The sequence below is a fragment of the Marinobacterium aestuariivivens genome (assembly GCF_042661465.1).
Lineage (GTDB): Bacteria > Pseudomonadota > Gammaproteobacteria > Pseudomonadales > Balneatricaceae > Marinobacterium_A > Marinobacterium_A aestuariivivens.
The window spans coordinates 5519627-5541335 of record NZ_JBHSWE010000001.1 but is presented as its reverse complement, the minus strand read 5'-3'; the positions used below and the strand labels follow the sequence as shown (position 1 = coordinate 5541335).

The following is a 21709-nucleotide window of genomic DNA, read 5'->3' as shown; positions in this document are numbered from 1 at the left end:
GGGTCCTTTCCTGGTCAAAAAAGCCGCCCGAAAGGGCGGCAGTGCGTTCAAGGGGGATTCAACGTAAACCTGGTGATTCAAAAAATATCGTGGGGCAGGGCCTATTCCTCGCGGATGCTGTGGCTGGACATGTGCTCCAGACCCTTGATCATGCCGGAGTGATCCCAGCCGGCGCCGCCGAGCGCGACGCAGGTGCTGAAGATCTGCTGGGTGGTGGCGGTGTTGGGCAGGTTCAGCGCCAGCTCGCGGGCGCCGGTCAGCGCCAGGTTGAGGTCCTTCTGGTGCAGCCCGATCCGAAAGCCCGGGTTGAAGGTGCCCTTGACCATGCGCTCGCCGTGCACCTCGAGGATCTTCGACGAGGCGAAGCCGCCCATCAGCGCCTCGCGCACGCGGGCCGGGTCCGCACCGGCCTTCGATGCGAACAGCAGCGCCTCGGACACCGCCTCGATGTTCAGCGCGACGATGATCTGGTTGGCCACCTTGGCGGTCTGGCCGTCGCCGTTGCCGCCGACCAGGGTGATGTTCTGGCCCATGATCTCGAACAGCGGCCGGGCGCGGGCGAAGGTCTCCTCGCTGCCGCCGACCATGATCGACAGGGTGCCGGCCCGGCGCCGACTTCGCCGCCGGAGACCGGGGCGTCGAGGTATTCGCCGCCGCGTTCGTTGATGCGCCGGGCGAACACCTTGGTGGCCAGCGGTGAGATCGAACTCATGTCGATGACGACCTTGCCTTCGCCGACACCTTCGGCGACGCCGTTTTCACCGAACAGCACCTCTTCGACCTGGGGGTGTCGGGTACCATCAGGATGATGAATTCGGCCGCTTGCGCGACCGCCTTCGGTGTCGGGCAGCCTTCGGCGCCTTCCAGGTCCGCCGGGACCGGGCCGCGCTGGGTGGATACATAGAGCTGGTGGCCGGCTTTCTGCAGGTTCTGCGCCATGGGCAGGCCCATGATGCCGGTGCCGATAAATCCGATATTGGCCATTGTTTTACCTCCGTAACGGGTAACTCCCCGTAGGAGCTGCGCCTCGCAGCGAATATCGATGGCACTCTGCCAAAAGATTCGCACCGGGGCGGCGCTCCTACGGGTGTGTGGTTCAAACGATGTTGTGATCTTTCATCCAGTGCAGACCGGCTTCGGTGCTGGTGGCCGGCTTGTACTCGCAGCCGACCCAGCCGTCGTAGCCGAGCTGGTCGAGGAAGCCGAAGATGAAGCGGTAGTTCAGCTCGCCGGTCCCCGGCTCGTGACGGCCCGGGTTGTCGGCCAGCTGCACATGCTGGATTGCCGACAGGTTGGCTTCCAGCGTCGGGCAGATATCGCCCTCCATGATCTGCATATGGTAGATGTCGTACTGCAGCGCCAGGTTGTCGCTGCCAACCTTGTCGCGAATGCGCAGCGCCTGAGCGGTGTTGTTGAGGAAGAAGCCCGGAATGTCGCGGGTATTGATCGCCTCCATCACCAGGCGGATGCCGGCCTGCTCGAGCTTGCCGGCGGCGTACCGGAGGTTCTCGACCAGGGTCTCTTCGGCGACTGCGTCGCTGACGTCCGCAGGCTTGATACCGGCCAGGCAGTTGACCTGGCCGTTGCCGAGCACCCGGGCATAGCGGATGGCCTGGTCGACACCTGAACGGAATTCCTCGATGCGGTCCGGGTGGCAGGCGATGCCGCGCTCGCCGCCGGCCCAGTCGCCGGCCGGCAGGTTGAACAGCACCTGGGTCAGGTTGTGGGCGTCGAGCTTCGCCTTGATCTCGTCAACGTCGAAATCGTACGGGAACAGGTACTCGACACCCTCGAAGCCGGCCTTGGCGGCCGCCTCGAAGCGGTCGAGAAAGTCGTGCTCGGTGAAGAGCATCGACAGGTTGGCGCAAAAGCGGGGCATTGCATTCACCTCAATGTCTGATTGCGCGTAGGAGCTGCGCCTCGCAGCGAATGGGCCACGGAGCCAAAATATTCGCACCGGGGCGGCGCTCCTACGGTGGTTAAAACCTCAATCCAGCAGCGAAATCGCCGTCGGGGCGTCTTCGCCGCGCTCGGCCAGGTCCTCGAACTCGTTGATGGCGTTGATCTCGGTGCCCATCGAGATATTGGTCACCTTCTCGAGGATCACCTCGACGACGACCGGCACCCGGTGGGCCTGCATCAGCTCCTTGGCCTGGTTCAGCGCCGGCAGGATCTGGTCCGGCTCGCGCACGCGGATCGCCTTGCAGCCCAGCCCCTCGACGACGGCGACGTGGTCGACACCGTAGCCTTCGAGTTCCGGCGCGTTCTGGTTGTCGAACGCCAGCTGGACGCAGTAGTCCATGTCGAAGCCGCGCTGCGCCTGGCGGATCAGCCCCAGGTAGGAGTTGTTCACCAGCACGTGGATGTAGGGCAGGTTGAACTGGGCGCCGACCGCCAGCTCCTCGATCATGAACTGGAAGTCGTAGTCGCCCGAGAGCGCCACCACCGGACGGGCGGGATCGGCTTTGACGACGCCCAGCGCGGCCGGGATGGTCCAGCCGAGGGGGCCGGCCTGGCCGCAGTTGATCCAGTGGCGCGGCTTGTAGACGTGGAGGAATTGCGCGGCGGCAATCTGCGACAGTCCGATGGTGCTGACATAACAGGTGTCCTTGCCGAAGGCCTTGTTCATCTCCTCGTAGACGCGCTGCGGCTTGACCGGGACATTGTCGAAGTGGGTCTTGCGCTGCAGCCTGCGCTTGCGTTCCTGACACTCCTCGAGCCACGGGCGGCGATCCGCCAGCTTGCCGGCCTGCTTCCACTCGCGGGCGACGTCGATAAAGAGCTCCAGCGCGGCACCGGCATCGGATGCAATGCCGTAGTCGGGCATGAAGACGCGGCCGATCTGGGTCGGCTCGATGTCGACGTGGATGAAGGTCCGGTTCTCGGTGTAGACCTCGACGGAGCCGGTGTGGCGGTTGGCCCAGCGGTTGCCGATGCCGAGCACGAGGTCGGAAGCCAGCAGCGTGGCGTTGCCGTAGCGGTGCGCGGTCTGCAGGCCGCACATGCCGACCATCTGCGGGTGGTCGTCGGGGATGGTGCCCCAGCCCATCAGCGTCGGGATGACCGGGATGCCGGTGAGTTCGGCGAACTCGACCAGCTTGTCGGAGGCATCGGCGTTGATGATGCCGCCGCCGGCGACCAGCAGCGGGCGCTCGGCCGCGTTGAGCATCTGCAGCGCCTTCTCGACCTGCTTGCGGGTGGCGGTCGGCTTGACCACCGGCAGCGGCGCGTAGGTGTCGATGTCGAACTCGATCTCGGCCATCTGCACATCGAACGGCAGGTCGATCAGCACCGGGCCCGGACGGCCGGAACGCATCTCCTGGAACGCCTTCTGGAACACCCAGGGCACCTGGGCGGGTTCGAGCACGGTGGTGGCCCACTTGGTGACGGGCTGGGCGATGCTGGCAATATCGACGGCCTGGAAATCCTCCTTGTGTAGGCGGGCACGGGGGCCTGGCCGGTGATGCAGAGGATCGGGATGGAGTCGGCGGACGCCGAGTAGAGACCGGTGATCATGTCGGTGCCGGCCGGACCCGAGGTACCGATACAGACGCCGATGTTGCCGGGGTTGGCGCGGGTGTAGCCCTCGGCCATGTGGGAGGCGCCCTCGACGTGGCGCGCCAGCACATGGTCGATGCCGCCGAGTGATTTCATCGCGGCATACAGGGGGTTGATCGCTGCGCCCGGCAGGCCGAAGGCGGTGTCGATGCCTTCGCGCTTGAGCACTTCAACGGCGGCTTCTATAGCTCTCATTCTTGCCATCAGGTAAACCTCTCCCTCGCGGGTTGAATCTTGGTCTGTCGAAAAAGATGGGCAGGGCTTGCGCCTGCCTTTCGTTGTGAGCACGTCCCTGTGCATTTTTTTATTGCGCCGGATCGAGCAGGTCCGAATAGTCCAGCGTCAGTTGTTCATCGGCCGGGAAATAGTGCTCGTCGCAGTTGTGCTTCTCCGTGATCAGGTCGACCAGCAGGAAGTCCTGATCCGGCGACAGCGCCAGCAGCGAGTGATGCCAGACCCCCGGGTGATAGTTCACGCCCTGCTGGCCGCTGCAGACGAAGGCCTGGATGTCACGGCTGTCGATACTGTCGCCCGCAGGGGCCACCACCACGATAAAAGGCCTCTTGCCCTGGGGAATGAAGGCCTGGCTGCCCAGCGGATGACGCTCGAGCATGCCGATCTTCAGCGGCGTCGGAAGCGGTTGCGACCGTGCCAGGCTGATCGACGCGTAGCCGTCTTCGCTGGCCGCGAAAATGCGCGCAATGTCGTGGAAGCGAAGGGTGGCGCCGCCATTGATCGGAAAATGGCGGCTGCCCTCCATTTCGATGACGTCGCCGAAGGGGCTGAATGCCTCGCGCTCGAGCGGCTTGAGTGTCAGGGAGCCGGCCATGCTCATGCCTCCGGCTCGGACGGCAGCGGGGTGCCAATCAGTCGCAGCCGGCTGATACCGCCATCCGGGAAGATGTTAAGGCGCACATGGGTGATTGGGCCCAGGTCGTTGATCTCGTCGCTGAACAGGTGCTGTTCGTGGGCCTGCAGTTTCTGCTGCGGTAGCAACTCGCGCCAGAACAGGCTCTGTGTCTCGATCTGATCATCGGTACCGCCCTTGACGTAGGCCGCCTGGATCGAGCAGCTGTCCGGATAGTTGCCCTTGAAGTGGGCGGTGTCGACTTCGATCTTGCGGATGGTGCCCGGGTGGCCGAGCGCGACAATCACCCAGTCGTTGCCGGGGGTGCGGCGGCGTGCCGTTTCCCAGCCATCGCCCATGTTGATGCCGCGTCCCGGGTTCAGGATGTTGGCCATCCTGCCGAAGTGCTCATCGCTGCAGGCCAGCGCCCGGCCGCCATTGACCACCGCGGCCAAGTCGACCGGCTCGCCGCTGGCGGCGGTATCGATCTGTGCCCGCGGGCGGCCCCAGGCGCGCAGTCTGGCGACTCCGCCGTCGGGGTAGATGTTCAGCTTCAGGTGGGTCCAGGTGCGCTCGTCATCGATGGCATGAATATGGTGTGAATCGCCCGCAAGGCTCACCGACGGCAGGATTTCGACCCAGTTGGCATCCTCGGCAGGGTCGCCCTGTTCGCAGTAGCAAGCCTGTACGGAGGCCGAAGGCGGAAAATTGCCGGTGAAATGGGTGGTGTCGATGTCCAGACCCTTGAGGGTGCCGGGGAGGCCCAGTCGGACGATCGCGAAATCATAGCCTTCGGCGCGCTTGCGGCGGGACTCCCAGCCATCCATCCATTTGCCGTTGTCGTCGAAAAAGCCTTCCTTCCAGACCGGGGCGGTATGGGACAGCATGCGGCTGGCCGCAGCGAAAAAGTCATCGGTACAGAACAGGATCTCGGCGCCGAAGCGATCGTCGGCGAGGTTGGGCCAGCGCTTCGAAAGGTCGTCTGCAGTCGGTTTGGTCATTATCGGTACCTTGTGTGGGTTTCGGTTTTTATTGTCTGGGACGCCCGGGTGCCGTTTCGGCGCTTTCGTCTCTGTTGCGGCCGGGGGTCGGCCGGCGGCGTCGACCGGATCTGCTTTCAGTCTACCCCGGGTTTCGAGAAAAGCAATACTAAATTTTTATATTGACTGGGTCTGAAAATAAATTATCATGTGCTTCAGTTCGACGGGGTGAGGCCGTGTCCCTCGGGATGCGCCCGGCGAGCGCGACAATAGCAACAGGACGGGTCGGGCCCGTGATGACAGCGGGGGATGTCGCTTTTGAGGCGGCATAACGGAACCACCGCTGTCATCGAGCGAAGCGGGTCCGATACCTTTCTGATCCCTGCGCCAAGGGCCAATAACAATCATAAGAGAGGTAGCAACAATGGCAGATGCCAACGGCAGCAGCGATACTTTGACCCAGCAATGGCCGGATCAAGGTGTCGACGTGAAACAAAAGAAAGGGTTCGAGATGCCCCACATCTACGTGATCCTGTTCGTTTTCAGTGCCATCGCGGCGGTGCTGACCTATTTCGTTCCTGCGGGTCTCTATGACCGCATTCCCGGCCCCAGCGGCCGTACCACCATCGATCCGGAATCGTTTCGCATTGTCGAGTCGACGCCTGTCGGACTGGTCGATTTCATGCTGGCGATTCCCCGCGGGCTGATGGATGCCGGTGTGGTGGTGTTCTTCACCTTCATTATCGGCGGCATGTTCATGGTGCTGCGCCGTACGGGCATTATCGAGATCGGCGTCGACAAGCTGACCCGGCGTTTCGCCGATAACAGCATCGTCGTGGTGCCGGTGCTGATGGTGGTTTTTGCGGTGATCGCGACCCTGATCGGCACCCAGGAGCTGGCGCTTGTCTACGTGCCGGTGATTCTGCCCCTGATGATCGCGCTGCGTTTCGACTCGGTCACCGCGGCGGCCGTGGCGCTCTGCGCCACCACCGCCGGTTTCACTGCCGGTGTACTGAACCCGATCAATACCGGCCTCGGGCAGCAGCTGGCCGGCCTCGAGGTATTTTCCGGACTGGGCCTGCGCGCGCTGGCATTCGGCGCCATTCTGCTGGTGGGTATTGTATACGTGACGCGATATGCGCTGCGTGTGCGCAACAATCCGGCTCTGGGGCTGATGAACGGCGATGCCAAGGAACTCGAGAAGCAGCACCGCTATCTGCACAGTGCCGACGAGGGGGCGCTGAGCGCAACACCGCGCCAGAAGCTGGCCGCCATCGCCGCCTTCGCCTTCTTCGGTATTCTGGTCTGGGGTGTCCTCGATCAGGGCTGGTTCATGATGGAGATGGCCGGGCTCTTCGTGATCATGGGGATTACCGTCGGCCTGATCGCCGGCCTCAAGACCGCCGATATCTGCGAGGGCTTCAACGAGGGCTTCCGCGACGTTCTGGTGGGCGCGATGATCTGCGGAGTCGCCCGTGCCGTCGCAGTGGTGCTCGAAGAGGGGCAGATCATGGATACCCTGGTCTACGGCCTGGGCAATCTGGTCGGCGGTTTCCCGGCGATGCTGTCGGCGATCGGCATGTTCCTGTCCCAGCTGGGCTTCAACTTCGTCATTCCGTCGGGTAGCGGTCAGGCGCTGGTCACCATGCCGATCATGGCGCCGCTGTCGGATCTGGTCGGCGTCACCCGTCAGACCGCCGTGCTGGCCTATCAGCTGGGCGATGGTCTCGGCAATATCCTCTATCCCACCTCGGGCTACTTCATGGCCACACTGGCACTGGCGGGCGTGAGCTGGAACAAGTGGGTCAAGTTCTTCCTGCCGCTGTTCGCGATCTGGGTCGGCATTGCCATGCTGTTCCTGATCTATGCCCAGGCTACGCAGTGGGTCGGTTAACCGGCACCTGATTACTCCCCCTTGATCAAAGCCCCCGGACCTCTCCGGGGGCTTTTTGCTGTTTGGGCCATGGCCCGATACAGGAGGCGAGGCCGAGGCTGTCGGATGCGGCGGATTACGCGACGCCCGGCTTAATGCGCGTGACTGAAAATGGATGCCAATGCGTCGCTAGTCCGCCCTACGTTACCGCTCCGGACCGCTCCGGGCTGTACATCGCTACCCTGTCCTTTCCTGTTTTCTGCCTTCTTAAAAGGTTCCATGAAATTTTATTTATCTTCGCTGTCAGGATGCCTTTGGTTTTCTATTTTTCGATGTATTTCTTTTATCGATCAATCCTTTGGGTAGAGAAAAAAGAGCTTTAAATCAAAGGGATAATATTTTTGTATACAAATGAAATACAAATAATTGTCAGATTTAAAACGGAAGAATGTCAGTATTGTGTACAAAATGAAATTTAATTTTTATCTTGACGAAAGCTGAAAAAGAATTATCATCGAGTTATTGCCTAGGGGCGATTTGGCAGCTGCGCAAATAGTTTCCCCGACAGCGAATAATTCGAATAAGAAAAGGAGGAGGTCTGCGATGCAAGCCGCCCAAAAAGCCGAAACAAGATCGTTGAGCGCCACAGCCGGAATGCTCAGCGATAAACTTGCCCGGCTTGTCGATAAACTCTGTCTCGTACTGCTGGTCGTGCTGATACTGGATGTCTGGCTCGGTATGCTGGCGAGAACCGCGTATTTTCCCTTCCCACTCACGTTCACCGAAGAACTGGCGCGCTATCTGATGATCTGGATGGCGCTGCTGGCGGTCTCCAGCGCCATTTCCCGGCGCCAGCATATTGGTGTGCTGTTCGTATTCGACCGACTGCCGGTAAAACTGCACAAGCCGCTGCTGTTCGGACTCGACATGCTGGCGCTGGCGTTCTTCGGTTTTCTGTTTTTCTACGGTCTGACGTTCGCGGGTGATGGTGCCGGTCGCGTCACCATGATCTACGGCATCAGCAAGCTGATTCCCTTCGCATCGGTACCGGTCGCCACTGGACTCGCCTGCTTGCAGATTCTGCTGGCGTCGGTTCGGGATCTGGGCGCCGAAGATGTCGAACCCGGCAGCGCTGATGTCCAGGGGAGGAATAATCATGGTTATTGTCGCTTCGACTTTCTTTTTGCTGCTGATCCTCGGTCTTCCGGTCGGCTATACCCTCGGCATCGCCGGCGTCGTCGGGATCCTTCAGATGGGCGGTCCGGAATTTCTGCCGATGGCGCCGTCACGCTTCTTTGCCGGCCTCGACCTGTTTCCGTTTCTCGCGATGCCGTTCTTTATCCTTGCCGGCGAGCTGATGAACCGCTCCGGCATGACCGAGCGCATTGTCGGCCTGGCGGATGCACTGGTGGGCTGGCTGCGCGGCGGCATGGCGCACTCGAATATGGCGGCCTCGGTGTTCTTCGCCGGCATTACCGGTTCCGCGACGGCCGACGCCGCGGCCTTCGGCAACACCCTGGTACCGGCCATGATCAAACAGGGTTACACCAGACCCTTCGCCTGTGCGGTGACCGCAGCCGGCTCGATCATCGGCCCGACCATACCGCCGTCGACCCTGATGGTTATTTACGGTTCGATTATGGGCGTCTCGATCGCCGGGCTCTTTGCCGCCGGCGTGCTCCCGGGACTGCTGATCGCCATTCTGTGCATGGGAGTCATCGCGATTCTGGCGCGGCCCCTGAATCTGCCGAAGACCGGTGACCGGCCCAGTCCGCGCATTATCTGGGTGGCGTTCAAGCGCAGCCTGACGTCGCTGGTGTTGCCTGTGATCGTACTGGGGGCATCCTCACCGGCCTGGCGACACCGACGGAGGCGGCGGCGCTGGCCATTCTCTACGCCCTGATCTTCGGCCGCTTTGTCAATAAGCTGCTGCCGAACAAGGATATCGTCGAGGTGCTGATCCGTACCACCCAGATTACCGGTGTGGTCTTCCTGATCATCGCCTCGGCCTCGATTCTGGGGTGGTGGATGACCTTCGAGCAGATTCCGCAGGCAATTGCCGCCGCGTTTCTGGCCGTGTCCGACAATCCGAACGTCATTATCGGTCTGATTCTGGCGCTGTTGCTGATCATCGGGCTGTTCATGGATATCAACGCCAGTCTGATCATCCTGGCACCGGTACTGGGACCGCTGACGCTGCAAATCGGCATGGATCCGGTTCATGCCGGCATCATGATCGTACTGGCGCTGAACCTGTCCCTGATGACGCCGCCGGTCGGCGCCTGTCTGTTCGTCCTGTCTTCGGTGACCGGCGAGAAGATAGAAGCCATCGCAAAATCTCTGTGGCCTTTCCTGCTGGCAGAGTTGGGCGTTCTGTTCCTGATCGCCTATTGGCCTGATCTGACATTGCTGCTGCCGAGGTTGTCCGGATTCGTCGACTAACGAATCACGGCATGCGGAGCAGCGTGTTCGATAAAACCTTTCGATAAGAAAAATAGGGTGGAACTATACAATGATGTCTTTTAAGAAATCCGTGGCAACACTGGCGACTATCGGGCTGAGTGCCGCTATCTGGGCAACGCCCGCAGCGGCCGAAAAAGTGATGAAGATCGCCCATATGAACCCCGGCGGTCCTTTCGAAAGCCACGCCGGCGCCATGGTGACGGTATTCAAGTCCCTGGTTGAGGCGGGCACCAACGGCTCGATCAAGGTGCAGCACTTCCCGGACGGCCAGCTCGGCAAGGACAACGAGGTGATCGAGCAGGTACGCATGGGTGTGGTGCAATCGTCGATCTCGTCGGCCGGGGGTGGCGCAACATTATCCGCCGGTGGGGGTGTTCGATCTGCCATTCGCTTTCCCGAATATCGCCACCGCCCACGAGGTGATCAACCTGAAGAGCGAATTCGGGCAGAAGTTTGCCGAGGATATGCACGCGAAAACCGGGTTGAAGGTCATCGGCCTGCTGGACAGCGGTGGCTTCTTCGCGCTGACAAATGCCAAGAAAGAGGTGAAAACCCTGGAAGATATGCAGGGCCTGAAGATTCGCACCATGACGTTGCCGACCCATGAGACGATTATCAACTCGGTAGGCGGAAAGGCCACGCCGCTGCCCTGGGCCGAAGTCTATACCGCGTTGCAGACCGGGGTCGCCGATGGTCAGATGAACCCCATTCCGACTATCAGCTTCGCCAAGTTTGAAGAGGTGCAGCCCTACATGACGTTGACCAATCACATCATTACGCCCTATGTGTGGATGATCAATGAGAAATTCTACGACAACCTGACACCTGAGGAGCAGCGCGTGGTAGATTATGCGGCCAAAGCGGCTGTCGATGCCGGGCGGGGCGTATCGCGCCTGATCGAGGCATCCGAAACCCGTGGCCTGCCGTATCTGTCCAGCAAGATGAAGATTACCACCCTGTCCGAGGCGGAGCGGCAGAAGTTTGCGGCTGCCACCCAGCCCGCGGTGAAAGAGCTGATCGAAGACCAGTTCGGCGCCGATGGTGTCGCGCTGATGAAGGCGCTGGAAACATCGATCCAGGCGGCGTCCGAATAGGTCGCAACGCCGTAACCGGCTGCGGGCAGGTGCCCGCAGTCCTGCTACACCTCCACGGGTTTTTAATGGGCGGCCATGGGCGGCACTTTCCCAGTGCCGCTGCCGAAGACGGAATACAGCGGGCAGGACAGGGGTGATGACGCGACAGCGCGGATAAACAGAGACCCGGCTCGGGTCTGAAAATGGAGGTTGTTATGAAGCTGCCGATCGAAGATCGTCTGAGGGAAATCTATGAAGAACTGCCACGCAGCGAGCGGCTGCTGGCGGATATCATCATCGACTTTCCCGGAGACCTGGCGACCCACTCCATTTCCGAACTGGTCACCCGTGCCAACACCTCCAATGCGGCCGCGACGCGACTGATCAAGCGCCTCGGCTACAAGGATTTCCGCGAGATCCGCAAACAGGCCCGCGAGGCGAAAGCCGAGGGCTCGCCACGCTATCTTCATACCCTTGATCACCACAGCGGTGATTTCAAGAGCGAAATCAAGCAGCATGTCGACTGCGAAGTGCAGAATCTTCTGCGCAGCTTCGATGCCCTCAGCGAACCGATGCTCAAGGAGATCATCGAGTGCATCGAAAAGGCCGACAATATCTGGGTCATCGGCTATGGCAACAGCTATATGCCGGCGATGTATCTGCGTCAGCAACTGGTGCAGCTGCGCCAGTGCGTGGAGATATTGCCGCGCCCCGGTCAGGCGATCGAAAAGGATCTGTCCGGTCTCAGTGAACGGGACCTGCTGATCGTCGTCGGCTACCGGCGGCGCAAGGAGATCATCTACCAGCTGATGAAATTTGCCCAGGACATCGGCACCCGGGTGCTTTACGTCACCGACCATTCCGAAGAGAAAACCGCGGGGCTGGCGAACTGGACCATTCGCTGCATGGTCAAGAGCACTTCGCTGTTCGACTCCTACATATCCGGTTTCAGCGTACTCAACTATCTGTGCGCTTCGGTATCGGATCATCTTGGACGCGCCGCTTCCGACCGGCTGGCGCGCGCCGAGCGGCTGCACGATATCTTCAGCCGGATCGAGGAGGTTTGATCCGCGTCTCCGTGCGCCACGGGACTCGGCTATGCTTTGGTTGTATTAACCCGGCGGGTTAATACATGAAGCAGGGATGCTTCATCATTGGCCGCAGGCCAGTGCGAACGCCACCAAAGCCAGCATGTCCGCGCACCTGCGCCTGCTTTTGTGGCGTGACTGACAAAATAGGCAGGGAACCTAGTCGTCAGCCAGGTTAATACCGTCGTTCCGGCAGCGGGAAACGCAATACCGGCTCACTCAAAGCCAGCGGTATGGAGGCTCCATGCGCTGTGCCAACTGCGGATTCGAGAACCCGGCGAGCGCCAATTTCTGTGACCAGTGCGGGACGGCGCTGCAAAGGGTCTGTCCACACTGCGCTCACCCGGTGCGGCCGGCTGCCCGCTTTTGCGGTGAATGCGGCCAGTCCCTGACGGTCACTGCAGCCGTGACCCCCGTCCATTACACCCCGCAATATCTGGCGGAGCGCATCCGGGCCGAGCAGGCCGTGCTTCAGGCGCAGGGGGACAGCCCCGGCGAACGGCGTATCATTACTGCACTCTTTGCCGATATGGCCGGCTCCACGGCGCTGATCGAAGATCTGGATCCCGAAGAGGTGCAGCGCCTGATCGATCCGGTGCTGGCGCTGATGATGGACGCCGTGCATCACTACGAGGGCTACGTCGCCAAATCGCTCGGCGACGGCATTCTCGCCCTGTTCGGCGCGCCCATCGCCCATGAAGATCACCCCCAGCGCGCCCTCTATGCGGCCCTGCGCATGCAGCAGGAGATGTCCCGTTACGCCCAGCGTATCCGTCAGCAGCAGGGGGTCTCGCTGCAGATTCGCATTGGCATCCATACCGGCGAGGTCGTGGTGCGGTCGGTGCGGACCGAAGATCTCCATATCGACTACGATCCCGTTGGCCAGTCGATTCACCTGGCCTCGAGAATGGAAAGCCTCGCGACACCGGGCAGCATCCTGCTGAGCGAGGCCACCTTTCGCCTGGTCGAAGGCTATGTCGAGTGCCGGGCCCTCGGTGCCGTGCCGGTAAAAGGCATCGCGAAGCCCATCGAGGTCTACGAGGCACTGGGGCTGGGGCCGCTGCGGACGCGGCTGCAGGTGGCGGCCCGCAGGGGCCTGGTCCCCTTTGTCGGCCGACAGCATGAACTGTCGGTACTGACGGCGGCCTGGTCCAGGGCCCGGGAGGGCCGCGGACAACTGGTCGGGGTGGTGGGCGAGCCCGGCGTCGGCAAGTCCCGCCTGTTTCATGAACTCAGGTCGGCGGTGGCGAAGCAGGGGCTGGTACTGGAAACCTTTTCGGTCTCCCATGGCAAGGCCTTTGCGTACATGCCGGTGGTCGAGCTGTTGAAGCAGTATTTCGGGCTCTCGGTCCGGGATGACGACCGGGCAAGACGGGAAAAGGTGACCGGCAAGGTCATGACGCTGGAACGTCGGCTCGAAGACTGTCTGCCCTACCTGCTTTTCCTGCTCGGCATCGAAGAACCGGAGCCGGTGCTGCAGCAGATGGACCCCCAGCTCAGGCGCCAGCGCACCTTCGAGGCGCTGCGTCGGCTGCTGATCTGCGAAAGCCGCAGTCAGCCGCTGATCCTGCTGTTCGAAGACCTGCAATGGCTCGACAGCGAAACAGAGGCCTTTCTGCGTTTTCTGGTCGAGGGCATCGCTGCGGCGCCGATACTGCTGCTGGCCAACTACAGGCCCGAGTACCGTCACGACTGGGCAGAGCGCGATGAGTACACCCAGTTGAGGCTGGAACCGTTCGGGCAGGCGGAAGCCGAAGAGCTGCTGCGAACACTGCTCGGTGAGGATCCCTCGCTGCAGCCGCTCAAACCGCTGCTCCTGGCCCAGACCGAAGGCAATCCGTTCTTTCTCGAGGAGGTGGTGCAGACGCTGGTCGAGGAAGGGATCCTCGCTGGCTCGGCCGGTGCCTATCGCTTGCTGCGGGCTCCCGGGGACTGGCGCATTCCGGCCACTGTCCAGGGCGTACTGACGGCACGCATCGATCGACTGGCAGCCGACGAAAAGGCACTGTTGCAGACGCTGGCGGTGATCGGCAAGGAGTTTTCCTGGAGCCTGGTGCGTCAACTCGTCGGTCCGCCCGAGGAACGGCTGCGCAGGCAGCTGTCGCGGTTGCAGGCCGGCGGCTTTCTCTACGAGCATCCATCCTTTCCGGAGGTCGAATACAGCTTCAAGCACGGCCTGACCCAGGAGGTGGCTTATGCTTCCTTGCTGACGGAGCAGCGCAGCGAGCTGCACGAACGCACGGCGCAGGCGATCGAGGCGCTATTCAGCAGCCAGCTGGAAGATCACTGCAGCGAACTGGCACACCATTACAGCCACAGCGGCAACAGCGGGAAAGCCGTGGAGTACCTGCAGCGGGCCGGACAGCAGGCCATTCGCCGGTCGGCGAACCAGGAAGCCATAGCGCAGTTGACCGGCGCCCTCGAGCTGCTGCGCCGTCAGCCCGAATCCGCAACACGCACCGGGTCGGAGCTGAATCTTCTGCTGATGCTGGGCCCTGTCTGGATGACGGTCAAAGGCTACGCGTCGCCGGAGGTCGAGGCGACCTATACCGAGGCGCTGCAACTTTGTCGCCGCCTGGGCGAAACACCGCAGCGCTTTCCCGCACTCATGGGCCTGCGCACCTTCTACCATGTGCGGGGCGACCTGCTGACCGCCCATGAACTGGGCGAGCAGTTGCTGATGCTGGCCGAAAAGGCGCAGGATCCCGAGTTGCTGCTGGAAGCGCACCGGGTGCTGGGGGCGGGCTGTTCAAGCTGGGCCGGCTGGCCGAGTCCCGCCGGCATCTGGAGCAGGCGCTGGGGCTGTACGAGCCGCAGCGTTACCGCACCCATGTGTTTCTCTACGGCATGGATCCCGGTGTTTTCGCGCAGTCGTTTCTGGCCTGGGTGCTCTGGCATCAGGGTTACCCGTCGCAGGCGTTGGCGGGCAGTCAGGCGGCGCTCGAGCTGGCACGGGATCTGGCCATTCCCCATGTGACGGCGTACGCACTGATATTTGCGGCGGAAATTCACCTCAATCGCCGCGAGGCCGCACTGGCACGCGAGCGTGCAGAGGCGGCTATTGCACTGTCGCTCGAGGAGGGTTTTCCGCTGCTGTCGACCTGGGGCGCCATCCTGCGGGGCTGGTCGCAGGTCGAGCAGGGCCAGTGGCAGGCCGGCATCGACCAGATCCGCGAGGGATTGACGGCTTACAGGGCCACTGGCGCCGAGGTCTGGGTCACCCATTTTCTGGCGCTGCTGGCAGAGGCCTGTGAAAAGGCGGGACAGACGGCTGAAGGTCTCGATGTGCTGCAAGCAGCCGGGGGCGTCATCGAAAAAAACCAGGAACATATCTACGAAGCCGAACTGCATCGTATCCGGGGACTGTTGTTGCTGCGCCAGGAGACCGCTGCCGCCGAGGCTGCCTTTGAAAAGGCGATTGGGGTGGCCAGGTGCCAGGGGGCACGTTCCCTGGAGCTGCGCGCGATGCTGAGCCTGGCGCGGCTATGGCAGCAGCAGGGCCGGCTGGATGATGCTCGGCAGGGGTTGGCGACACTCTGCTCCGGCTTCACCGAAGGCATGGATACGCCCGACCTGATCGACGCCCGGGCGCTGCTCGATGAGTTGGGCTGACAGGCGACGGGCTATGCCGCGGCCGCCTGTGTCTGCAATCGAAGGTCCCCGAACCTGAACGGAGGGGCTTGTTACTCGACCACCGTATCCCTGCGATAGCGGAACGGGTGCGCAGGGTACGTCCCCAGGATGCGCACGTCCTTGGCGAAGAAGTCCAGCTCCTGAAGTGCGTACTGCATCGAGCGCTGGTCCGGGTGGCCCTCGACGTCAAGGTGGAAGCTGGTGGCCTGCATGGTATCGGACGCCATGTAGCTCTCGAGCTTGATGGCGTTGACGCCGTTGGTGGCGAAGCCGCCCAGCGCCTTGTACAGGGCCGCCGGCATGTTGCGGACCGCGAACATGATCGAGGTCATGAAGGCGATGCCCGGGTCGAAGGTCGGCACATGGCTGTCCTTCGACAGGATCAGGAAGCGGGTGGTGTTGCCGCTCTTGTCCTGGAAGTTGTCGCGCAGGATGTCGAGCCCGTAAAGCTCGGCGGCGAGGCTCGATGCGATGGCGGCACGGCTCTTGTCGGGGGCGGCGGCCAGTTCCGCGGCGGCACCGGCAGTATCGAGGCTGGCGATGGGTTCGATGTTCAGTTCCTTGATATGGCCGTCGCACTGGGCCAGTGCCTGAGGATGGGAGGCGACGAAGCGGATATCTTCGAGACGGCTGCCCGGTACCCCGAGCAGGCAGTGGTTCACCGGTTCGAAATGCTCGCCGATGATATGCAGCTCGGTCCTGGGCATCAGCCGGTAGATCTCCTCGACCCGTCCGGCGGTGGAGTTTTCCAGCGGAATCATCGCCAGGCTGGCATCGCCACGCTCGACCATGAACATCGCCTCGGCAAAAGTCTCGCACGGAAAGGCCTCCATCTCCGGATGAACCCGGACGCAGGACAGATGCGAATAGGCACCCTTGTGACCCTGGAATGCGATGATCTTGTTGCTCATGATTGCGATGCCCGACCTTGAGTATCTGGTTGATGAAAAAGGTCGATCATTATCGCACAGGAGGCGGCCGGACTTAAGAACTGTTGCGGTGTCGCAGCCCCGAAGCCCAACATCACGGGATGATGCAGCTTCGCGGCGCTCTGCAACATCCTGCGGAAGGCTATGACGTCCCTGTAGCTTGGTCAGAGGGCGCAGCCGATGCCCAACACCGTTAAGGGGTCAGGGCCTTCGTGCGGTCCAGTAATGCCGTGCCCAGTAGGGGGTGTCGAGGCGGGAGATGATCACGCCCTGGCTGGTGGAGGCGTGCAGGAAACGGCCGTCCTCGATATAGATGCCGGCATGACGGGTACGGCGACCGATCTTGAAAAACACCAGGTCGCCGGCGTTGAGCTGATCCCGGGGCACCGCTGCGCCGACGCCGACCAGCGCCGCGGTGGTGCGCGGCAGGTTGCGGTTGAAGCGGTCGCGGAAGGTACGCTGGATGAAACCGGAGCAGTCGATGCCTTTGCGGTCCAGGCCACCGAGACGATAGGGCGTGCCTCGCCAATCGAGGTGATGGGCGTAGAGCTGCTCGACCGGATCAGGTGAGGTCGGCGCCGGCATTGCAGGCGCGACCGCCGCCTGTTCGACGCCGGTCCCGGCGCAGCCCTGAAGCAGAAGGGCCAGCGCGAAGAGTGCTGCTGGCAGGGCGTTGCGGCCCCATTGCAGCGATATTGTCGGCATTCGCGCCGCGCTTATGTCCAGGTTCAACATCCGTTCCGAACAGGTCCTTGAATGCATGTTCCGTAGACAGTTAAAAGTAGACAGTAACAGATGTCATCTCAACACTCCGGTGACGCGTTACGCGTTACGCGTTACGCGTTACGCGTTACGCGGGGCGTGGCGGGCCTGGCACCTTTCTTCTTGTCCTTTTTCTTGTCCTTGCTTTTGGCTTTGGGCTTTTTCGCCTTGCGCACCGGTTCCGGTTCGGGTTTGGTCGGCTCCAGACCCTTGAGTTTCAGGCGCGGCAGTTTCTGCTGCAGGTAGCGTTCGATGCGACCGACTTTCGGCCAGTCCAGGGTATCGACGATCGACCAGACGGTGCCGCTGCACCCGTCGCGTCCGGCACGTCCGGCGCGGTGGACATAGGTATCGGCCTTGAGCGGCAGGTTGAGGTTGATCACATGGCTGATCCGGGCCAGGTCCAGGCCGCGGGAGGCGACATCGGTCGCGACCAGGACCTTGAGCCGTCCGCGTCGCAGCTGCTTGATATGCAGGGTACGTTCGCCCTGGGCCATCTCGCCGTGAAGGCCGTCGCACATGATGTCGAGTCCGCGCACGATGTTGACCCACTGCTCGACCTGCTTGCGGCTGGCCACGAACACCAGCGCCTGGTCGACCGCCGGGTCCGTGATCAGTGCCTTGAACAGCGCCAGTTTGTGTTCGTCGTTGTCGGCGCGCAGGATGGCGTGTTCAAGATGGCCGGCCAGGGCGCGCGCCTCGCTGACGGCGACTCTTTCGGCGTCGCCTTTCAGCAGGGCACCGGCAAGCTGCACGATGGCGTCGGACTCGAGGGTGGCCGAGAACATCAGGGTCTGGCGCTCGATCGGCATCAGGCTGGCGACCTGCTTGAGCGGGTCCTGGAAACCCAGGTCCAGCATCCGGTCCGCTTCGTCGATCACCAGGAAGCTGACGTCGCCAAGATCCAGCCATCCCTTCTCGTCGAGCTCCAGCAGGCGGCCCGGCGTCGCGATCAGCAGGTCCATGCCGGCTTCGAGGATCTGCTTCTGGTTGCCGTAGGGCACGCCGCCGACGATCTGGGCGCATTGCTGTGACAGTGCGGTGCAGAGCGGTTCGGCGACCCGCAGGATCTGGCTGACCAGCTCCCGGGTCGGCGCCAGCACCAGGGCGCGTGGCGACAGGCCGGTGCGTGGCGGTTGGTCGAGCAGATGCTGCAGCGCCGGCAGCAGATAGGTCAGGGTCTTGCCGCTGCCGGTGGGGGCCGTGGCCAGCAGGTCACGGCCATCGAGGATCGGCGGAATGGCCTGGCGCTGAATCGCCGTGGGCACGGAAAAACCGGTTTCGATCAGCTGCTGCTGCAGTTCAAGATCCAGATCAAGGTCAAGAAAGGACATCGTTCGTGGGTTCGCCAGCTAAACTGTTTGAATGGCTGCATAGGATAGCGCAAATGAGCGGGTCTCCGGGCGCATTTATTTCGCGTGCCGGTGGCCGATGCGTCTTGTGAGGCTTCTTTCAAGCCCCTATCATGCCCAGCCCCCGACATTCAGCAGCGAAAGCGAGTAGAGTACATTGGCAAGGCAGCAGTTTTTCCCCGGTCAGCGCTGGATCAGCAACACCGAAGCAGAGCTCGGACTCGGCGTGGTGATCGAGCAGACCGGACGTAGCGTGACTCTCAATTTTCCGGCCGTTGAAGAGCAGCGAACCTATGCGGTGAACAATGCGCCCCTGAGCCGGGTCGAGTACCCGGTCGGTGACCGCATCCAGAGCACTTCGGGCATAGAGCTGCAGATCACCGAGCGTCAGGAGCTGAACGGCTGTCTTTTCTATCATGGCATCGATCAGAACGGCGAACCCCAGACCCTGGCCGAACTCGAACTCGACAGCCGGGTGCGCTTCAGTAAGCCCCAGGACCGTCTGTTCGCGGGTCAGGTCGACAAGAACAGTGCTTTCCGCCTGCGCGTCGAAACTCTGGAGCACCTGCACCGGCACCGCCAGTCCGAAGTCCATGGTCTGCTGGGGGGCGGGTGCAGCTGTTGCCGCACCAGTTCTATATCGCCCGTCAGGTGACCCGGCGGCCGGTGCCGCGGGTACTGCTGGCCGACGAGGTGGGGCTTGGCAAGACCGTCGAGGCGGGGCTGATCATGCATCAGCTGCTGTGCAGCGGCCGCGCCAAACGGGTGCTGGTGGTGGTGCCCGACAGCCTGGTGCACCAGTGGCTGGTGGAGATGCTGCGCCGCTTCAACCTGCGCTTCAGCATTCTCGACCCGCTGCGCTGCACCGCGCTGGAAATGACCGAGGAGGGCAACCCGTTCGAAAGCGCCCAACTGGTGATCTGCAGTCTCTCGTTCCTGACCGGCGACGACGATCGCCGCCGCGCGGCGCTGGAGGCGGGCTGGGATCTGATGGTGGTCGACGAGGCCCATCACCTGGGCTGGAGCGAAGAGGCCGCCAGCCACAGCTATCTGGCCATAGAGGCGCTGGCACGCCGGTGCCGGGGCTGCTGCTGCTGACCGCAACGCCGGAACAGCTCGGCCCCGACGGTCACTTTGCGCGCCTGCGGCTGCTCGACCCCGATCGCTACCACGATCTTCAGGCCTTCCGCGAGGAGGAATCCGAGTACCGCGCCATCAGCAATCTGGTGGAACGGCTGCAGGCCGAGGATGTGCGCCAGCAATTGCATGACGCGCCGGACCTGGTGCGTGCGCTGGAGCACTATCTCGGCGCTGCGGCGGTGCAGAAAATGCGTGACGAGCTCGAACAGGGCGATATCGACCAACTGATCGAGGATGCGATCAACAGCCTGCTCGATCGTCACGGTACCGGCCGGGTGCTGTTCCGCAATACCCGCGATGCCGTTGCCGGCTTCCCGAAACGGGAGCTGTTCCGCTATCCGCTGCGCATGCCCCAGGCCTATGCGGACCTGCTGGCCGGTGCGGCGTCCGAGAGCGCGCTGCATCCGGAAGCGCTCTGTGAAGACGACGACTGGCTGGAGTGGGACCCCCGTGTCGAGTGGCTGGTCGACTGGCTGCGGGACCATCGCGATGACAAGGCACTGGTCATCTGCGCCCGCAAGGATACCGCCAGGGCGCTGGAAAAGCAGATGCGGCTGTTCGAAGGGATTCGTGCTGCGGTGTTCCACGAGGGGCTCAGCCTGATTGAGCGCGACCGTGCCGCGGCCTATTTCGCCGACGAGGACGACAGCGCCCAGGTGCTGATCTGTTCCGAGATCGGCAGCGAGGGCCGCAACTTCCAGTTCGCCCATCACCTGGTGCTGTTCGATCTGCCGCTCAATCCCGACCTGCTGGAACAGCGCATCGGGCGTCTCGACCGCATCGGCCAGCGCCGCGATGTCGCGATCCACGTACCCTATTTCGAGGAAAGCCCGCAGGCCGTGCTGCTGAACTGGTTCGACCTCGGCATCAATGCCTTCAGCCGCAGCTGTGCGGCGGCCCAGGCGCTGTTCCAGACCTTCGCGCCGCCGCTGAAGGCGCTGCTCGACGACTACAGCGAAGCGGGTCTGGAGCAGTTGCTGGATGACACCCGTCACCGTGCCGACGAACTGCAGACCGAACTCCAGGCCGGCCGTGACCGGCTGCTGGAACTCAACTCCTGCCAGCCGGAACCGGCGGCACGCATTCTCGAACAGGTGTCGGAGGCCTCTCGCAGCCTGGAGCTGGCCAGCTATATGGAGCGGGCGTTCGATCTGTTCGGGGTCGAGCAGCAGACCCACGGCGCCGACAGCCTGGTGTTGCAGCCGGGCGATCATATGCAGGTCTCGAGCCTGCCGGGACTGCCCGAGGATGGCATCACCGCGACCTATCAGCGCAGTCTGGCGCTGTCACGCGAGGACATGCAGTTCCTGACCTGGGAGCATCCGCTGGTGAGTGGCGTCATGGAGCTGATCGCCGACGGCGAATTCGGCAATGCCACCCTCTGCAGTCTCAAGTTGCCGCCGTTGCCGCCGGGCACGCTGCTGGTGGAGACCTTCTACCGGCTGCACTGCGTGGCGCCGCGGGCGTTGCAGCTGCAACGCTATCTGCCACAGCATGCGGTGCGCCTGGTGCTCGACAGCAACGGCAACGACCTCAGCGCGATCATCGCCCACGGTCATCTCAACAAGCTGGCCGAGCGGGTGCCCAGACGTACCGCGCAGACGGTGATCTCCCATGCCCGCAGCCAGATCGCCGAGCTGATCGAAAAGGCGGACGGCCTGGTCGCGGCGCAGGACGAGGGTGTCAGAGCCTCTGCCCGCGCCCAGGCCGAGTCGCTGCTGGGTGCCGAGATCGAGCGGCTGCAGGCACTGGCCCGGGTCAACCCGAGCATCCGCGACTCCGAAGTCGCGGCGCTGGAACAGCAGCGTGACGAGGTGCTGGCGCATATCGACCAGGTCGAGCTCAAGCTCGATGCGCTGCGCATCGCCGTGGTGGGCTAGTTAGGGCAAAATAGCCACTGCGGTGCCTGAGCGGTGCGGTTCGCGCTGCTCACCTGACGTTTGCTCCTGCAGCTTCAGGATTTCCTCCATCCCTGGAGGTCACCGGCACCCTACAAATCGAGGCCGTAGGG

14 protein-coding genes and 5 pseudogenes are annotated in these 21709 nt (G+C 62.6%); 11 read left to right on the top strand and 8 right to left on the bottom strand.

Features of this window, described 5'->3' with window-relative positions; genetic code table 11:
* Positions 1 to 101: 101 nt before the first annotated feature.
* From glxR to alc, 5 genes and pseudogenes are all read right to left on the bottom strand, one after another.
* Positions 102 to 984 (bottom strand): annotated as a pseudogene (gene glxR / locus ACFQDL_RS29075) (2-hydroxy-3-oxopropionate reductase).
* Between the two features lie 112 nt (positions 985 to 1096).
* Positions 1097 to 1879 carry a hydroxypyruvate isomerase gene (gene hyi, locus ACFQDL_RS29070; protein WP_379912271.1) on the bottom strand — a complete coding sequence of 261 codons (783 nt, stop codon included), beginning with the start codon at positions 1877 to 1879 and terminating at the stop codon, positions 1097 to 1099.
* Between the two features lie 108 nt (positions 1880 to 1987).
* A pseudogene (gene gcl, locus ACFQDL_RS29065) lies at positions 1988 to 3762 on the bottom strand (glyoxylate carboligase).
* 100 nt (positions 3763 to 3862) lie between these two features.
* Complete coding sequence (locus tag ACFQDL_RS29060) at positions 3863 to 4387, bottom strand: ureidoglycolate lyase (protein ID WP_379912269.1); 525 nt, start codon at positions 4385 to 4387, stop codon at positions 3863 to 3865.
* 2 nt (positions 4388 to 4389) lie between these two features.
* Positions 4390 to 5406 (bottom strand): allantoicase, encoded by a 1017-nt coding sequence (gene alc / locus ACFQDL_RS29055; RefSeq protein WP_379912267.1) that lies wholly within the window; start codon positions 5404 to 5406, stop codon positions 4390 to 4392.
* Positions 5407 to 5872: 466 nt separating this feature from the next.
* Between alc and ACFQDL_RS29050 the strand changes: the two genes are divergently transcribed.
* The 8 genes and pseudogenes from ACFQDL_RS29050 to ACFQDL_RS29015 all read left to right on the top strand — a co-directional run bounded on the left by ACFQDL_RS29050 (position 5873) and on the right by ACFQDL_RS29015 (position 15494).
* On the top strand, positions 5873 to 7279 hold the full coding sequence (locus ACFQDL_RS29050) for a YfcC family protein (RefSeq protein WP_379912265.1): 1407 nt from the start codon (positions 5873 to 5875) through the stop codon (positions 7277 to 7279).
* Between the two features lie 582 nt (positions 7280 to 7861).
* Positions 7862 to 8302 (top strand): annotated as a pseudogene (locus tag ACFQDL_RS29045) (TRAP transporter small permease); the annotation flags it as partial.
* Between the two features lie 70 nt (positions 8303 to 8372).
* A pseudogene (locus ACFQDL_RS29040) lies at positions 8373 to 9700 on the top strand (TRAP transporter large permease).
* 70 nt (positions 9701 to 9770) lie between these two features.
* A pseudogene (locus ACFQDL_RS29035) lies at positions 9771 to 10052 on the top strand (hypothetical protein); the annotation flags it as partial.
* Positions 10033 to 10815 (top strand): TRAP transporter substrate-binding protein DctP, encoded by a 783-nt coding sequence (dctP, locus tag ACFQDL_RS29030; protein WP_379912263.1) that lies wholly within the window; start codon positions 10033 to 10035, stop codon positions 10813 to 10815. The pseudogene ACFQDL_RS29035 and the gene dctP, both read left to right, overlap by 20 nt.
* Positions 10816 to 11009: 194 nt before the next feature.
* Positions 11010 to 11861, top strand: a complete 852-nt coding sequence (locus ACFQDL_RS29025) for a MurR/RpiR family transcriptional regulator (protein WP_379912261.1) — start codon at positions 11010 to 11012, stop codon at positions 11859 to 11861.
* Between the two features lie 265 nt (positions 11862 to 12126).
* Complete coding sequence (locus ACFQDL_RS29020) at positions 12127 to 14859, top strand: adenylate/guanylate cyclase domain-containing protein (RefSeq protein WP_379912259.1); 2733 nt, start codon at positions 12127 to 12129, stop codon at positions 14857 to 14859.
* Positions 14802 to 15494: a hypothetical protein gene (locus ACFQDL_RS29015; RefSeq protein ID WP_379912257.1), complete on the top strand. Its 693-nt coding sequence runs from the start codon at positions 14802 to 14804 to the stop codon at positions 15492 to 15494. Before ACFQDL_RS29020 ends, ACFQDL_RS29015 begins: the two co-directional genes overlap by 58 nt.
* A gap of 71 nt (positions 15495 to 15565) precedes the next feature.
* On the opposite strand, the gene ACFQDL_RS29010 is transcribed toward ACFQDL_RS29015, so the two are convergent.
* The 3 genes from ACFQDL_RS29010 to ACFQDL_RS29000 all read right to left on the bottom strand — a co-directional run bounded on the left by ACFQDL_RS29010 (position 15566) and on the right by ACFQDL_RS29000 (position 18540).
* The gene (locus ACFQDL_RS29010) at positions 15566 to 16426 is read right to left on the bottom strand and encodes a prephenate dehydratase (RefSeq protein ID WP_379912255.1); all 861 of its coding nucleotides are present in this window, start codon (positions 16424 to 16426) and stop codon (positions 15566 to 15568) included.
* A 219-nt stretch (positions 16427 to 16645) separates the two neighbouring features.
* Complete coding sequence (locus tag ACFQDL_RS29005; RefSeq protein WP_379912253.1) at positions 16646 to 17149, bottom strand: NlpC/P60 family protein; 504 nt, start codon at positions 17147 to 17149, stop codon at positions 16646 to 16648.
* A gap of 131 nt (positions 17150 to 17280) precedes the next feature.
* The gene (locus ACFQDL_RS29000) at positions 17281 to 18540 is read right to left on the bottom strand and encodes a DEAD/DEAH box helicase (protein WP_379912251.1); all 1260 of its coding nucleotides are present in this window, start codon (positions 18538 to 18540) and stop codon (positions 17281 to 17283) included.
* 175 nt (positions 18541 to 18715) lie between these two features.
* Between ACFQDL_RS29000 and ACFQDL_RS28995 the strand changes: the two genes are divergently transcribed.
* From ACFQDL_RS28995 to rapA, 3 genes are read left to right on the top strand one after another with little or no spacing between them, the layout of a single operon-like run.
* The gene (locus ACFQDL_RS28995) at positions 18716 to 19213 is read left to right on the top strand and encodes a hypothetical protein (protein ID WP_379912249.1); all 498 of its coding nucleotides are present in this window, start codon (positions 18716 to 18718) and stop codon (positions 19211 to 19213) included.
* Positions 19171 to 19656, top strand: coding sequence for an SNF2-related protein (locus tag ACFQDL_RS28990; RefSeq protein WP_379912247.1), 486 nt, complete (start codon positions 19171 to 19173; stop codon positions 19654 to 19656). The genes ACFQDL_RS28995 and ACFQDL_RS28990 overlap by 43 nt, the downstream gene beginning before the upstream one ends.
* Positions 19635 to 21578, top strand: coding sequence for an RNA polymerase-associated protein RapA (gene rapA / locus ACFQDL_RS28985; protein WP_379912245.1), 1944 nt, complete (start codon positions 19635 to 19637; stop codon positions 21576 to 21578). Before ACFQDL_RS28990 ends, rapA begins: the two co-directional genes overlap by 22 nt.
* Positions 21579 to 21709 lie beyond the last annotated feature (131 nt).

Excerpts from the sequence above, each read along its gene's own strand:
- hyi (WP_379912271.1), bottom strand. The coding sequence starts at position 1,879 with ATGCCCCGCTTTTGCGCCAACCTGTCGATGCTCTTCACCGAGCACGAC.
- ACFQDL_RS29060 (WP_379912269.1), bottom strand. The coding sequence starts at position 4,387 with ATGGCCGGCTCCCTGACACTCAAGCCGCTCGAGCGCGAGGCATTCAGC.
- alc (WP_379912267.1), bottom strand. The coding sequence starts at position 5,406 with ATGACCAAACCGACTGCAGACGACCTTTCGAAGCGCTGGCCCAACCTC.
- ACFQDL_RS29025 (WP_379912261.1), top strand. The coding sequence starts at position 11,010 with ATGAAGCTGCCGATCGAAGATCGTCTGAGGGAAATCTATGAAGAACTG.
- ACFQDL_RS29020 (WP_379912259.1), top strand. The coding sequence starts at position 12,127 with ATGCGCTGTGCCAACTGCGGATTCGAGAACCCGGCGAGCGCCAATTTC.
- ACFQDL_RS29010 (WP_379912255.1), bottom strand. The coding sequence starts at position 16,426 with ATGAGCAACAAGATCATCGCATTCCAGGGTCACAAGGGTGCCTATTCG.
- ACFQDL_RS29005 (WP_379912253.1), bottom strand. The coding sequence starts at position 17,149 with ATGCCGACAATATCGCTGCAATGGGGCCGCAACGCCCTGCCAGCAGCA.
- ACFQDL_RS29000 (WP_379912251.1), bottom strand. The coding sequence starts at position 18,540 with ATGTCCTTTCTTGACCTTGATCTGGATCTTGAACTGCAGCAGCAGCTG.